The 12,999-nt window shown below is 60.9% G+C and carries 13 protein-coding genes; 3 read left to right on the plus strand and 10 right to left on the minus strand.

Translation table 11 applies throughout. The features are described 5' to 3' along the window. Positions 1-78: 78 nt before the first annotated feature. Entirely contained in the window at positions 79-618 is a 540-nt protein-coding gene (locus VCJ09_RS18350; protein WP_324731531.1) for a YaeQ family protein, read from the minus strand. 97 nt (positions 619-715) lie between these two features. On the opposite strand from VCJ09_RS18350, the gene VCJ09_RS18355 reads away from it, so the two are divergent. Both VCJ09_RS18355 and VCJ09_RS18360 read left to right on the plus strand, forming a co-directional pair. Beyond that, entirely contained in the window at positions 716-1,915 is a 1,200-nt protein-coding gene (locus VCJ09_RS18355) for a CaiB/BaiF CoA transferase family protein (RefSeq protein WP_324731532.1), read from the plus strand. Positions 1,916-1,935: 20 nt separating this feature from the next. Beyond that, positions 1,936-2,199, plus strand: coding sequence for a hypothetical protein (locus VCJ09_RS18360; RefSeq protein ID WP_324731533.1), 264 nt, complete (start codon positions 1,936-1,938; stop codon positions 2,197-2,199). A gap of 82 nt (positions 2,200-2,281) precedes the next feature. On the opposite strand, the gene thrC is transcribed toward VCJ09_RS18360, so the two are convergent. The 4 genes from thrC to xerD form a co-directional block, all read right to left on the minus strand. Further along, positions 2,282-3,706: a threonine synthase gene (gene thrC, locus VCJ09_RS18365; RefSeq protein ID WP_324731534.1), complete on the minus strand. Its 1,425-nt coding sequence runs from the start codon at positions 3,704-3,706 to the stop codon at positions 2,282-2,284. Positions 3,707-3,786: 80 nt separating this feature from the next. After that, positions 3,787-5,091, minus strand: coding sequence for a homoserine dehydrogenase (locus tag VCJ09_RS18370; RefSeq protein ID WP_324731535.1), 1,305 nt, complete (start codon positions 5,089-5,091; stop codon positions 3,787-3,789). A gap of 119 nt (positions 5,092-5,210) precedes the next feature. Next, complete coding sequence (locus tag VCJ09_RS18375; protein WP_324731536.1) at positions 5,211-5,936, minus strand: thioredoxin fold domain-containing protein; 726 nt, start codon at positions 5,934-5,936, stop codon at positions 5,211-5,213. Positions 5,937-6,028: 92 nt separating this feature from the next. Then, on the minus strand, positions 6,029-6,925 hold the full coding sequence (xerD, locus tag VCJ09_RS18380) for a site-specific tyrosine recombinase XerD (RefSeq protein WP_079202954.1): 897 nt from the start codon (positions 6,923-6,925) through the stop codon (positions 6,029-6,031). 85 nt (positions 6,926-7,010) lie between these two features. Here xerD and VCJ09_RS18385 point away from each other — a divergent pair, with 85 nt between their 5' ends. Next, positions 7,011-8,852 carry a cation:proton antiporter gene (locus VCJ09_RS18385; protein WP_324731537.1) on the plus strand — a complete coding sequence of 614 codons (1,842 nt, stop codon included), beginning with the start codon at positions 7,011-7,013 and terminating at the stop codon, positions 8,850-8,852. A 483-nt stretch (positions 8,853-9,335) separates the two neighbouring features. Here the strand turns inward: VCJ09_RS18385 and rplS are convergent, their stop codons facing one another. The 5 genes from rplS to ffh all read right to left on the minus strand — a co-directional run bounded on the left by rplS (position 9,336) and on the right by ffh (position 12,849). Next, positions 9,336-9,686 (minus strand): 50S ribosomal protein L19, encoded by a 351-nt coding sequence (rplS, locus tag VCJ09_RS18390; RefSeq protein WP_079202956.1) that lies wholly within the window; start codon positions 9,684-9,686, stop codon positions 9,336-9,338. A 42-nt stretch (positions 9,687-9,728) separates the two neighbouring features. After that, positions 9,729-10,481, minus strand: a complete 753-nt coding sequence (gene trmD / locus VCJ09_RS18395) for a tRNA (guanosine(37)-N1)-methyltransferase TrmD (RefSeq protein WP_079202957.1) — start codon at positions 10,479-10,481, stop codon at positions 9,729-9,731. Positions 10,482-10,486: 5 nt separating this feature from the next. Next, positions 10,487-11,023, minus strand: coding sequence for a ribosome maturation factor RimM (gene rimM / locus VCJ09_RS18400; RefSeq protein WP_079202958.1), 537 nt, complete (start codon positions 11,021-11,023; stop codon positions 10,487-10,489). 8 nt (positions 11,024-11,031) lie between these two features. Next, entirely contained in the window at positions 11,032-11,283 is a 252-nt protein-coding gene (gene rpsP, locus VCJ09_RS18405; protein ID WP_079202959.1) for a 30S ribosomal protein S16, read from the minus strand. A gap of 192 nt (positions 11,284-11,475) precedes the next feature. Next, positions 11,476-12,849, minus strand: a complete 1,374-nt coding sequence (ffh, locus tag VCJ09_RS18410) for a signal recognition particle protein (protein ID WP_079202960.1) — start codon at positions 12,847-12,849, stop codon at positions 11,476-11,478. Positions 12,850-12,999: the final 150 nt, after the last annotated feature.

The raw sequence follows: 12,999 nt of genomic DNA on the forward strand, positions 1-12,999 counted from the left end.
GGAGCCATCGGCTGTGTTCCCACGCTGGTGCGTGGGCACACTCATCGCGGTCAGGGTCGCGGCAACAATACAAGCGCTTCAGCGTTCGCCAATCAGCCACTCGATCGGCACTTCATGCTGACCGCGCTCATCGGTGACGAACAACTCGCCGTCGCTGATCATCACGCTCCAGCTCAGCGCCCGCGGCATGTCCAGCGCCAGGCTGGCCAGCGCCTCCTGATCCAGCGCCACCACGTTGATGTTCTTCAGGCTGCGCACCGGCGCGAGCACCTTGGCCTGCCACACGCGCAAGTTGCCGTAGGCCACCAGGCTGAACTTCTCGGTGCGTCGCGAACACCAGGTGATGCGATCGCTATCGGGTTGACCGACTTCGATCCAGTGCAGCACACGGTCGTCCAGGCTCTTTTCCCACAGCGCCGGCTCATCCACGTCCGACAGGCCACGGCCGAAAGCCAGTTGCTCGTCATAGAACAACGCATAGCCAATCAGCCGCGCGGCCAGGCGCTCTTCGGTTTCCGACGGGTGCTTGGCCACGGTGAAGCGCAGGCTTTGATAGACGCTGCGGTCGATGTCGGTAAGGTTCAGATCGATCTTGTAGGTGGTTGACGGCAGGGCCATTGGCGGGCTTCTTGGCTGGGCAAATAAGCCAGCAAGTCTACCCGATGCCGCCCGCTCACGTTAGAGTCACGACCACCGCCTGATAGATGGAAGCGCCATGCAACTGCCCAGCAAACCCCTCACCGGCCTGAAAGTGATCGAACTCGGCAGCCTGATTGCTGGCCCCTTCGCCGCGCGTATCTGCGCCGAATTCGGTGCCGAGGTGATCAAGGTCGAGTCGCCCGATGGCGGCGATCCCTTGCGCAAGTGGCGCAAGCTCTACGAAGGCACATCGCTGTGGTGGTTCGTGCAGGCGCGCAACAAGCGCTCGATCACCCTCAACCTCAAGCACGAGCAAGGCCTGGAAGTGCTGAAGAAGCTGCTCGGCGAGGCCGACATCCTGATCGAGAACTTTCGCCCCGGGGTGCTGGAAAAACTCGGCCTGGGCTGGGAGGTGTTGCATGCGCTCAACCCCAAGCTGGTGATGGTGCGCCTGTCCGGCTTTGGCCAGAGCGGTCCGATGAAGGATCAGCCGGGCTTCGGCGCGGTGGGCGAAGCCATGGGCGGGCTGCGTTATATCACCGGCTTCGAGGATCGGCCGCCGGTGCGCACCGGCATTTCCATCGGCGATTCGATTGCCGCCCTGTGGGGTGTGATCGGTGCGCTGATGGCCCTGCGTCACCGCGAGGTCAACGGCGGCCAGGGCCAGGTGGTGGATGTGGCGCTGTATGAAGCGATCTTCGCCATGATGGAGTCGATGGTGCCGGAGTTCGACGTGTTCGGCTTCATTCGCGAGCGCAGCGGCAATATCATGCCCGGCATCACGCCGTCCTCGATCCACACCAGCAGCGATGGCAAGCACATCCAGATCGGCGCCAACGGCGATGCGATCTTCAAACGCTTCATGCAGGCCATCGACCGCCATGACCTGGCCGAAGACCCGAGCCTGGCCAGCAACGACGGCCGCGACGCCCGCCGCGACGAGCTGTACGGGGTCATCGACCGCTGGGTCGGCGGACTGCCGCTGGAGCAGGTACTGGCCACGCTGAACCAGGCCGAAGTACCGGCCAGTCGCATCTTCAGCGCCGAGGACATGTTCAACGACCCGCAATACCTCGCCCGCGAGATGCTCCTCAGCGCCAAGCTGCCGGACGGCACGCCATTCAAGATGCCCGGCATAGTGCCCAAGCTGTCCGACACCCCGGGCGGCGTCGAGTGGACAGGCCCGCAACTGGGCGAACACACCGAGCAGATCCTCGCTGCGCTAGGCTATAGCCATGCAGCTGTTACCGAACTGCGCCGCAACGGCGCCATCTGAATCAGCCCAGGAGCAGAGCCATGCTTGCCGATGAACCCGCACTGCCCGAGGACGTGCTGCTGGTTTTGCGCCAGGACAGGCGCGAGGAGGCCATCGAACTGCTGCAGGTACGCCAGGGGATAAGCGCGCAAGAAGCCGAAAAACGGATCCACCGCTACCTGGAGGAAAACCCGCAGATCCGCCTGCGCGGCCCTGGAATACTGATTCACAGCAAGCTCAACGCCCTGATCTGGCTGGGCCTGATCGTGCTCATGGCGCTGACCTACTTGCTGCTGGCCGGCTGAGACAGCAGCGCGCCCAGATCTCACACCCACGAAAAAGGCCGGCACCTTGCGGTAACCGGCCTTGGCCCAATCGCGCGCACCGTTACAGTGGCTTGCCGCGATTGCCGTGCTGGGTGACAAAACCCTGCACCGTTTTCAGGTCATTGGCCAGCACCGTGCAGCGCTCTTCGCGCTCGAACAGATCAGCCAGATGCGGTGGCAACGCCGGAGCCTGGCCGACGCCGGCCTGCTCCACCGCCTCGGGGAACTTCACCGGGTGTGCAGTCCCCAGGATGACCATGGGCGTGGCCAGACTGCGCCGACATTCACGGGCCGCACGCACGCCAATGGCGGTGTGCGGATCGAGCAGCTCACCGCACTCGGCGAACACGTCGGCGATGGTTTCGCAGGTCGTCCGGTCGTCTACCGCCAACGAGTCGAACAACTTGCGCGCCTCGGTCCAACGCTCTTCTTCCACGCTGAAACCGCCACCCTGCTTGAAGTTGCTCATCAGCCCGGCAATCGCCGCACCGTTGCGCCCGTGCAGGTCGAACAGCAGGCGTTCGAAGTTCGACGAAACCATGATGTCCATGGACGGCGACAGTGTCGGGTACAGGTCGCCCTTGACGTACTGATTACCGCTCATGAAGCGATGGAGAATGTCGTTGCGGTTGGTCGCGACGATCAGCTGACTGATCGGCAGGCCCATGTTGCGCGCCAGGTAGCCGGCGAAGATATCGCCGAAGTTGCCAGTCGGCACCGAGAACGCAATGGAGCGCGCCGGACCGCCGAGCTGCAGGGCGGCGTGAAAGTAGTAGACGATCTGGGCCATGATCCGCGCCCAGTTGATCGAGTTGACCGCCACCAGACGCGTGCCCTTGAGGAAGCTCTGGTCGGCGAAGCTATCCTTGACCATCTCCTGGCAGTCGTCGAAGTTGCCTTCCACGGCGATGTTGTGGATGTTCTCGCCGAGAGTGGTGGTCATCTGCCGGCGCTGCACTTCGGACACCCGGTTATGCGGATGGAGGATGAAGATGTCGACGTTGTCGCAGGCCTTGCAGCCTTCGATGGCCGCCGAACCGGTGTCACCCGAGGTAGCCCCCATGATCACCACGCGCTCGTTGCGCTTGGCCAACACATAGTCGAGCAAACGACCGAGTAACTGCAGGGCGAAGTCCTTGAACGCCAGGGTCGGGCCGTGGAACAGTTCGAGCACCCACTCGTTGCCATTCAGCTGACGCAGTGGCGCCACCGCGCCGTGGGCGAACACGCCATCTGGGCCGGCCGCGTAGGTCTCTTCAAGAATCTTCTTGAAATCGGCATCCGGAATGCTGCCGGTCACGAACGGACGCATCACCCGGAAGGCCAGTTCGTGGTAGGGCAAGCCGGCCCAGGAGGCGATTTCTTCCTGGGTAAAGCGTGGCAGGTTTTCCGGTACGTAGAGACCGCCATCACTGGCCAGGCCAGCCAGCAGAACGTCTTCGAAATTCAGGGCCGGTGCCTGGCCGCGGGTACTGATATAGCGCATGGTTGGCAAACCTTCGGTTTGAGCTGCAAGCTTCAAGCGGTAAGCCGCACGCGCCTGCTGCGCGGGCGGCTTGCTGCGGGTTAGTTCAACTGTTCGACGCGGATGCGCATGACTTTGCCAACGACATCGTCCAGCGCCTCCAAGGCGGCCAGCGCCTCATCGATACGCGCCTCGACCACCCGATGGGTCACCAGAATCATCGGCACCAGGCCGTCGTGTTCTTCGACTTCCTTCTGCATGATCGACTCGATGTTGATCCCACGCTGCGACAGGATGCTCGCCACCTGAGCCAGCACGCCGGGATGGTCCTTGGCCTGAATGCGCAGGTAGTAGGCACTCTCGCACGCCGCGATCGGCAGAATCGGGTGATCGGACAACGAATCCGGCTGGAAGGCCAGGTGCGGCACACGATTGGTCGGGTCGGTGGTCAGGGCGCGCACCACGTCGACCAGGTCGGCGATGACCGAGGAAGCGGTCGGCTCCATGCCGGCGCCAGCGCCGTAATACAGGCTCGAGCCCGCCGCGTCGCCATTGACCATCACCGCGTTCATCACGCCATTGACGTTGGCGATCAGGCGATCGGCCGGGATCAATGTCGGGTGCACCCGCAGTTCGATACCGGCGTCGGTACGACGCGCCACGCCCAGGTGCTTGATGCGATAACCCAGGGCTTCGGCATAGCCCACGTCAGCCGTGGTCAGCTTGGTGATGCCTTCGGTGTAGGCCTTGTCGAATTGCAGCGGAATGCCGAAGGCGATGGAGGCGAGGATGGTCAGCTTGTGCGCCGCATCGATGCCTTCGACGTCGAAGGTCGGATCGGCTTCGGCATAGCCGAGCGCCTGCGCCTCTTTGAGCACGTCGTCGAACGCCCGGCCTTTCTCGCGCATTTCGCTGAGGATGAAGTTGCCGGTGCCGTTGATGATCCCGGCCAACCAGTTGATGCGATTGGCTGCCAGCCCCTCGCGAATCGCCTTGATCACCGGGATGCCACCCGCCACCGCAGCCTCGAACGCGACTATCACGCCCTTCTCGCGCGCCCGGGCGAAGATCTCATTGCCATGCACGGCGATCAGCGCCTTGTTTGCGGTGACCACGTGCTTGCCGTTGTCGATGGCCTTGAGCACCAGCTCACGGGCCAGCGTATAGCCCCCGATCAGCTCGATGACGATCTCGATCTCGGGATTGTCGACCAGCTCGAATACATCGTGGGTAATGGGGGTACCGGTAATGTCGCACTGCGGGTTCTGCGAACGCAGCGCAATTTGCGCCACTTCAATATCACGCCCGGCACGCCGCGCGATTTCCTCGGCGTTGCGCTTGAGCACGTTGAAGGTACCGCCACCGACGGTACCGAGCCCACAGATGCCTACTTTGACCGGTTTCACACTGAACTCCCCATCTGCACTGCGTAAAACGGCCGGAGCTAGCTCCGGCCGCAGAAAAGAAAAAAGAGCCGCACCTTACGAAGCGGCTGTTTATTAGTCAATCGGGCCGAGGCCCACAATCACTCGGCTTCGAGCGCCAGCTTGGACAATTGCGCCGCTGGCTGGTAACCGGGTATCAACTTGCCATTGGCCAAGACGATCGCCGGTGTGCCATTGACCCCGATCATCTGCCCCAGGGCATACTGCTTGGCCACCGGATTGTCACATTCGGCAGCGGGTACCTCCTGGCGCGTCTTGGCCAGGTTCATCGCCGCCTGGCGGTCCTTGGCACACCAGACGCTGACCAGTTCCTTATAGGCCGGACTCTCCAATCCCTGGCGCGGAAACGCCACGTAACGCACCTCGACGCCCAGGCGATTGAGTTCCGGGACTTCGCTGTGCAGCTTCTGGCAGTAACCGCAATCGGTGTCGGTGAACACGGTGATGTGGGTCTTGGGCTGCTTCGCCGCGAAGATCACCATTTCCTTGGTCGGAATGCCGTTTATTTCTTTACCAATAGCCTGGGTTTCATGCTGCTCGGTCAGGTTGACCGCCTTGCCGCCCTTGATTTGGAACAGATAGCCCTGCATGAGGAACTGGCCGTCGGCGCTGGCATACAACTGGCGGCCGCCCTTGAGCTGAATCTGATACAGACCGGGCATCTGACTCTCGGCAATCGCTTCGATTGGCAGGTCTGGCTGGATAGCCTGCAGGCTCTTGCGGATCACCAGATCAGGGTCGGCGGCCAAGCTCAAACTGCTGGCCAAGCCGAGGGCCACGGCTGCAAAAATACGGGTCACGCGCATGGATACTCCTAACGAGCGTAGGACAAACGAAGGTTGCAACAGCCTACCATAGATGCCCGCAAAGGCAGACCACAGCAGGTCGGACGGCCACCTCAGCCCCTTGGGTGGTGTTGGGCATGCAACTCCTGCAGGCGCGCCCGAGCGATATGGGTATAAATCTGCGTGGTCGACAGATCGCTGTGCCCCAGCAACATCTGCACCACCCGCAGATCGGCACCATGATTGAGCAGATGGGTAGCAAACGCATGACGCAAGGTGTGCGGCGAAAGGCTTTTGGCAATACCTGCCACCCTGGCCTGCAGCTTGATTCGATGCCAGAAGGTTTGCCGGGTCATTTGCTCGCCACGCAAGCTGGGAAACAGCACGTCACTGGGCTTGCCGCCCAGCAATAACGGCCGCGCCTCCTTGCTGTAGCGCTCGATCCACAGGATCGCCTCTTCGCCCAGCGGCACCAGACGCTCCTTGCTGCCCTTGCCAAACACCCGCAGCACGCCCTGCCGCAGATTGACCTGCTCCAGGGTCAGGCCGATCAGCTCGCTGACCCGCAAGCCGCAGGCATAGAGCACCTCGAGCATGGCACGATCGCGCAGACCGATCGGGTCATCCAAGTCCGGTGCCGCCAGCAGTGCCTCGACATCCGCCTCCGAGAGGGATTTTGGCAACAACCTGCCGAGCTGCGGCAAGTCAACCTGCAGGGTCGGATCGGTGCCAATCAGCCCTTCACGCAACAAGAACCGATAAAAGCCGCGCAACCCCGAGATCAGCCGCGCCGTGGAGCGAGCCTTGTAACCTTCGTTCAAGCGCCAGGCCAGGTGATCGAGAATCAACTCACGGCCGGCGCTGGGCAACTCCAGATCACGCGCCTGCAACCAGCCATTGAACAACGCCAGATCGCTGCGATAAGCCGCCCTTGTGTGCACGGACAAGCCCTTCTCCAGCCACAGGGCATCGAGAAAACGGTCAATCAGTGGGTGATCGATAGCGGGCATGGGGGGCTATGGCGGCAATTGAAAGCGGGTTAGTCTTTCACAGCCTGGTCATCCCCGACTAGTAGTGTGCGCACAAGGATCAGCGATGGGCGAGCAACAAATCCTCCTTGCCTTCACGGCTATCGGCGCAACCGCCCTCGTCTGCCAGTGGCTAGCCTGGCGCCTGCGCCTGCCGGCGATTCTGTTTTTGCTGATCAGCGGCATACTCGCGGGGCCGATTCTCGGCTGGCTTGACCCACAGGTGCTGTTCGGCCCACTGCTATTCCCCATGGTCTCGATGTCTGTGGCGCTGATCTTATTCGAAGGCAGCCTGACCCTACATTTGTCCGAATGGCGCGAAATCGGCAGCGTGGTCAGACGCTTGGTAACAGTTGGCGCACTGACCACCTGGGCGACTATCGCCATCGCGACCCACTACCTGCTCGACTTCGCCTGGGACATGGCTCTGCTGTTCGGCACCCTGACCCTGGTCACCGGGCCCACGGTGATAGTACCGATGCTGCGCGTGGTGCGCCCGAAAGCCTCGGTGTCGAACATCCTGCGCTGGGAAGGTATTGTCATCGACCCGATTGGCGCGCTGCTTGCCGTAGTCGTTTACAGCTTCATTATTGCCAGCAGTGACGGCGACGGCTGGAATCATGGCCTGGGCACCTTCGCCGGGGTGATCCTCTGCGGCAGCCTGTTCGGCGTGGCCGGTGGCTGGGCACTCGGACAAGTACTGCGGCGGCAATGGTTGCCAGACTACCTACACAACCTCGCCGTGCTGGCTACCGTCCTCGGGGTTTTCATTGGCGCCAATCAGGTCATGCACGAGTCCGGCCTGCTCGCCGTCACCCTGATGGGCATGTGGCTGGCCAATATGAAGGGCGTGGACGTCCGGCACATCCTCCACTTCAAGGAAAACCTCAGCGTGCTGCTGATTTCCGGCCTGTTCATTCTGCTCGCCGCGCGCCTGGACCTCAGCGCCCTGCTCGCAATGGGACCGGCAGTTTTGCTGCTGCTTGCCGTCATTCAGTTCGTCGCTCGCCCGCTCAGTGTGGCGCTGTCTACCTTTGGCTCCAGCCTCAACTGGCGCGAACGCGCCCTGCTCGCCTGGATATCCCCGCGCGGCATAGTCGCCGCAGCGGTCTCGGCGACCTTCGCCATCCGCCTGAGCGAGTCCGGCCACGACGGTGCCCAGCTGCTGGTGCCCCTGACTTTTGCGGTCATCATCGGCACCGTGGTGCTACAGAGCGCCACCGCCCGCCCACTGGCAACCCTGCTCAAGGTGGCAGAACCATCGCCCAGCGGCTTTCTCATCGTTGGCGCCAATTCAGTCGCCCGGGAGATTGGCAAGGCCCTGCAACAACTCAACTGTCGCGTACTGCTCACCGACTCAAGCTGGGAAAACATTCGTGCCGCGCGCATGGAGAACCTGCCGACCTATTTCGGCAACCCAGCCTCACAACATGCCGAGGCGCACTTGGATCTGGTCGGCCTCGGCCACCTGCTGGCGCTGTCGCCGGCCGGCGAACTGAACACCCTGGCGAGCATGCGCTTCCGCCATGAGTTCGGCGCCACGCGCCTGTTCAGCCTGGCAAGCGGCCAGGAAAGTCGCCGCAGCGACAAACACCGCGCCAGCGACGAACACCGTGGTCGACCGCTGGGCAGTCAGCCCCTGACCTATCCTCATGCAGCCAGTCGCCTGTCCCACGGCGCCGAACTGTACAACACAACATTGACCGACAGCTTCGGCTGGAGCGATTACCAGGCTCTGTATGGCACGCGCGCCACCCTACTGTTCGCTCGCGACCGTGAGGGCTGGGTGCATGTGGCAACTTCAGGCCACAACTTACAACCGCAGACCGGCTGGACCCTGGTATCACTCATCGAAACGCAAACAGCCAGTACCGCCGGCGCGGAGCAAAATAGCCTGCAGACAACCTGAGCAATGATCGAATCAACCTGCCCTGACTGGGTGATCAAGCAAAACTGGCGTATTCACGCTTCGGCCAGATCCTGAGCTATACGGGCATGAGCAGAACACCTCAGATGATCCACTCATCAGGTACTCGGCAACCGCAAGTCTCTTGGCAGACCCCACAACCGAGCCGGCCGAGCGCTAGAAGACGCCACCGCCGGATATCCGCACGGCCAATCGCAACCGGATAACTACGCGTCGCAACAATGACCGACGCCTCTCCCAGCCGAGTCATTACCGCCTTGCCGAACTTCCTGCTCTCCCGCTGCCATGCCATTACGACCTGAATCAATGGCCGGAGCAGCCACAGCGCTGCGTAGCTTCTTGAGGCTGACCAGCCTGCCAGACGGGCAGCTTATCGGGGCCCAGACCAGGCAACACTCAACGTCCAGCCCGCCCCATAAACGCAAAAAGCAGCCCGAAGGCTGCTTTTCATAAGGAAGCTGAGGCTTAGCCCAGTTTTTCCTTGATACGTGCTGCCTTACCGGACAGGTCACGCAGGTAGTAAAGCTTGGCTTTACGCACGTCACCGCGACGCTTGACGGCCAGGCTGTCGACCAGCGGGCTGTAGGTCTGGAAAGTACGCTCTACGCCAACACCGTTGGAGATCTTGCGCACAGTGAAGGCACTGTTCAGACCACGGTTACGCTTGGCGATTACCACGCCTTCGAATGCCTGCAGACGCTCACGGTCGCCTTCCTTCACTTTTACCTGGACGACAATGGTGTCACCCGGGGAGAAGGGAGGGACTACTTTGCCCATCTGCTCAGCTTCGATTTGCTGAATGATCTTGTTGGTCATGCTGCGCTCCTAAGACAAGCCGTCTGGCCGGTCATCGATACATTAACTATCGTCCCGCTGGCGGATGTATTCCTCCAGCAGCTTTTTCTCTTCTCCAGAAAGCGAGCGGCTATCCAGAAGATCGACACGGCGTTCCCAGGTCCGACCGAGGGACTGCTGTAAACGCCAGCGCCGGATGTGTTCGTGGTTGCCGCCGAGCAGCACCTCAGGAACACGCTTATCCGCATACACCTCCGGACGAGTGTAATGCGGGCAGTCGAGCAGGCCATCCGTAAAGGAATCCTCCTCGGCCGAACTTGCATGACCCAATGCACCAGGCAAGAGGCGCGTCACCGCATCGATCAGCACCATGGCCGGCAGCTCACCGCCAGACAGGACGTAATCCCCAATCGACCATTCTTCATCGACATGCGTTTCAATGAAACGCTCATCGACACCTTCGTAGCGCCCGGCAATGAGGATCAAAGCCTCCTCGTTGGCCAGTTCGCGTACGGCTGACTGCGTCAGCTGACGACCCTGCGGCGAGAGGTAAATCACCTTCGCTTTTACACCTGCGGCCTGCCTGGCATCGAGCAAGGCATCCTCAAGCGGCTTGATCTTCATCACCATGCCCGGACCGCCACCGAAAGGCCGATCATCAACAGTGTGATGGCGGTCTGCGGTGTAGCTCCGCGGGTTCCAACAGGTCAATTGCAACAAGCCCTGTTTCACCGCACGACTGGTGATGCCGTAATCGCTGATTGCGGTAAACATTTCCGGGAACAGCGTAATGACTTCAACGCGCAGATTTGGCATCAGGCTTAGAAGTCCGCATCCCAGTCGACCCGCATTTCGCCAGCGCCAAGGTCAATCGACAACACGCATTGCTCCGTATAGGGCAACAGGCGCTCACGATCATCCAGGCTGTCGGTGCAGGGTTTGACCACAATCACATCGTTGGCGCCGGTCTCGAATAACTGCTCAATCTTGCCGAGCAACTGCCCTGCCTGATCGATAACCTTGAGACCTTCCAACTGATACCAGTAGAACTCGCCTTCGCTCAGGTCAGGCAATTGGCTGCGCGGCACACTAATCTCAAAACCGGCGAAGGTACGCGCTACCTCGCGATCATCGAGACCCTTGAGCCTTGCTACCAGAACCTTGCCTTGCAGGCGGCCACTGGCTACTTCGACTTGTTTCACCTCGTTGTCACGCCTGAGCGTCCAGCGAGGGTAATCGAGCACGTTGGTCAAAGGATCAGTAAAGGAAAAAACCTTCACCTCTCCTTTTATGCCATGCACCGAAACTATCTTGCCAAGAACCACTAAGTCCTCGGCGGGGGCTGGCTTCATGCTCATAAGGTTGCTTAGGCAGCAGCCTTGGCAGCTTCCTTGAGCAGCTGAGCAACACGCTCAGACGGCTGTGCACCCTGACCGAGCCAGTAAGTGGCACGCTCTTGGTCGATGGACAGCTTGATCTCGGCACCCGAAGCAACCGGGTTGAAGAAACCAATACGCTCAACGAAACGACCATCGCGCGGATTGCGGCTGTTGGTCACGGTGAGGTGGTAAAACGGGCGCTTTTTGGAGCCGCCACGGGCAAGACGGATGGTTACCATTGAACTTCTTTCCTGTAGTCGGTGCTGCAAAACTAAAAATGCATGCATAGGGCACGAGGCCCGAAAGGCCGCATATTCTAAGGATTATCGGTACTTTTGCAAAGTCTTTTTCCGAAAGACGGAAAAGGCTTCATGAAAGGACCACTACAAGCCTCAAGCATGAGCCTGTTACCTGCAGCGTGTTACTCACAGCTACATCTTCGGCATACCGCCCGGCATCATACCGCCCATGCCACGCATCATCTTGGCCATGCCGCCCTTGGCCGTGAATTTCTTCATCATCTTCTGCATCTGCTTGTGCTGCTTGATCAGGCGACCGATATCCTGCACCTGAGTCCCGGAACCCATGGCGATACGGCGCTTGCGCGAACCGCTGATGACTTCAGGATCACGTCGCTCGCCCGGGGTCATCGAATTGATGATGGCCTCCATCTGCTTGAACTGCTTCTCGGCCGCACCCTGGGCGTTGCCCATCTGCGCCGGGTTGACGCCACCCATCTGCGGCAACTTGTCCATCAGGCCGCCGAGCCCACCCATGCTCTTCATCTGCTGCAACTGGTCACGGAAGTCTTCGAGATCGAAGCCCTTGCCCTTCTTCAGCTTCTTGGTCAGCTTGTCGGCTTTCTCGCGATCGAGGGTCTGCTCGGCCTGCTCGATCAGGCTGAGTACATCGCCCATGCCGAGGATGCGCGAAGCGATACGATCCGGATGGAACGGCTCCAGCGCATCACTCTTCTCGCCCATACCGATAAACTTGATCGGCTTGCCGGTGATATGCCGCACCGACAAGGCCGCACCACCACGCGCATCACCATCGACCTTGGTCAACACCACACCGGTCAGCGGTAACGCATCACCGAAGGCCTTGGCGGTATTGGCAGCATCCTGACCGGTCATCGCATCGACCACGAACAAGGTCTCGGCCGGCTTGATCGCCGCATGCAGCGCCTGAATCTCTGCCATCATTTCGGCATCGATGGCCAGGCGACCGGCGGTATCGACGATCACCACATCGATGAATTTGAGCCTGGCTTCCTTGATTGCCGCCTCGGCAATCGCCACCGGCTTCTGACTGAGGTCCGAGGGAAAGAAGGTCACCCCGACCTCGGCAGCCAGGGTTTCCAACTGTTTGATTGCCGCGGGACGGTAAACGTCGGCGGACACAACCATGACGGTCTTCTTCTTGCGCTCCTTGAGAAAGCGCGCCAGCTTGCCGACCGTGGTGGTTTTACCGGCGCCCTGCAGACCCGCCATCAGCACCACGGCGGGCGGCACGGCATTCAGCGCCAGGTCTTCGTTGGCCGCGCCCATCAGCGCTTCCAGTTCGGCACGCACGATCTTCACGAAAGCCTGGCCCGGCGTCAGGCTTTTCGACACCTCGGTACCGACCGCACGGTCTTTGACCTTGCCTACGAAGTCCTTGACCACCGGCAACGCGACGTCAGCTTCGAGCAACGCCATGCGCACTTCGCGCAAGGTGTCCTTGATATTGTCTTCTGTCAGCCGGGCTTTGCCAGTGACATTGCGCAGCGTCTGCGAGAGGCGGTCGGTCAGATTTTCGAACATGCACGTTCCTTTCAGGCCCTATCGAGCCGAGGGTGGGCTTGCAACAGACCAGCGATTATATCGGAGACTCCCACCCACCGACACTGTCAGCGGTCTTTCGTGAAATGCTCGTTGTATGCCACACTCAGCGCCTTTCGGGCTTGCCTAACA

This window comes from Pseudomonas paeninsulae, from assembly GCF_035621475.1.
In the GTDB taxonomy this organism is placed as follows: Bacteria; Pseudomonadota; Gammaproteobacteria; order Pseudomonadales; family Pseudomonadaceae; genus Aquipseudomonas; species Aquipseudomonas paeninsulae.

Bases quoted from the DNA above. Each gene is read 5' to 3' on its own strand.
- VCJ09_RS18350 (WP_324731531.1), bottom strand. From the start codon at position 618: ATGGCCCTGCCGTCAACCACCTACAAGATCGATCTGAACCTTACCGAC.
- VCJ09_RS18355 (WP_324731532.1), top strand. From the start codon at position 716: ATGCAACTGCCCAGCAAACCCCTCACCGGCCTGAAAGTGATCGAACTC.
- VCJ09_RS18360 (WP_324731533.1), top strand. From the start codon at position 1,936: ATGCTTGCCGATGAACCCGCACTGCCCGAGGACGTGCTGCTGGTTTTG.
- thrC (WP_324731534.1), bottom strand. From the start codon at position 3,706: ATGCGCTATATCAGTACCCGCGGCCAGGCACCGGCCCTGAATTTCGAA.
- VCJ09_RS18375 (WP_324731536.1), bottom strand. From the start codon at position 5,936: ATGCGCGTGACCCGTATTTTTGCAGCCGTGGCCCTCGGCTTGGCCAGC.
- xerD (WP_079202954.1), bottom strand. From the start codon at position 6,925: ATGCCCGCTATCGATCACCCACTGATTGACCGTTTTCTCGATGCCCTG.
- VCJ09_RS18385 (WP_324731537.1), top strand. From the start codon at position 7,011: ATGGGCGAGCAACAAATCCTCCTTGCCTTCACGGCTATCGGCGCAACC.
- rplS (WP_079202956.1), bottom strand. From the start codon at position 9,686: ATGACCAACAAGATCATTCAGCAAATCGAAGCTGAGCAGATGGGCAAA.
- trmD (WP_079202957.1), bottom strand. From the start codon at position 10,481: ATGCCAAATCTGCGCGTTGAAGTCATTACGCTGTTCCCGGAAATGTTT.
- rimM (WP_079202958.1), bottom strand. From the start codon at position 11,023: ATGAGCATGAAGCCAGCCCCCGCCGAGGACTTAGTGGTTCTTGGCAAG.
- rpsP (WP_079202959.1), bottom strand. From the start codon at position 11,283: ATGGTAACCATCCGTCTTGCCCGTGGCGGCTCCAAAAAGCGCCCGTTT.
- ffh (WP_079202960.1), bottom strand. From the start codon at position 12,849: ATGTTCGAAAATCTGACCGACCGCCTCTCGCAGACGCTGCGCAATGTC.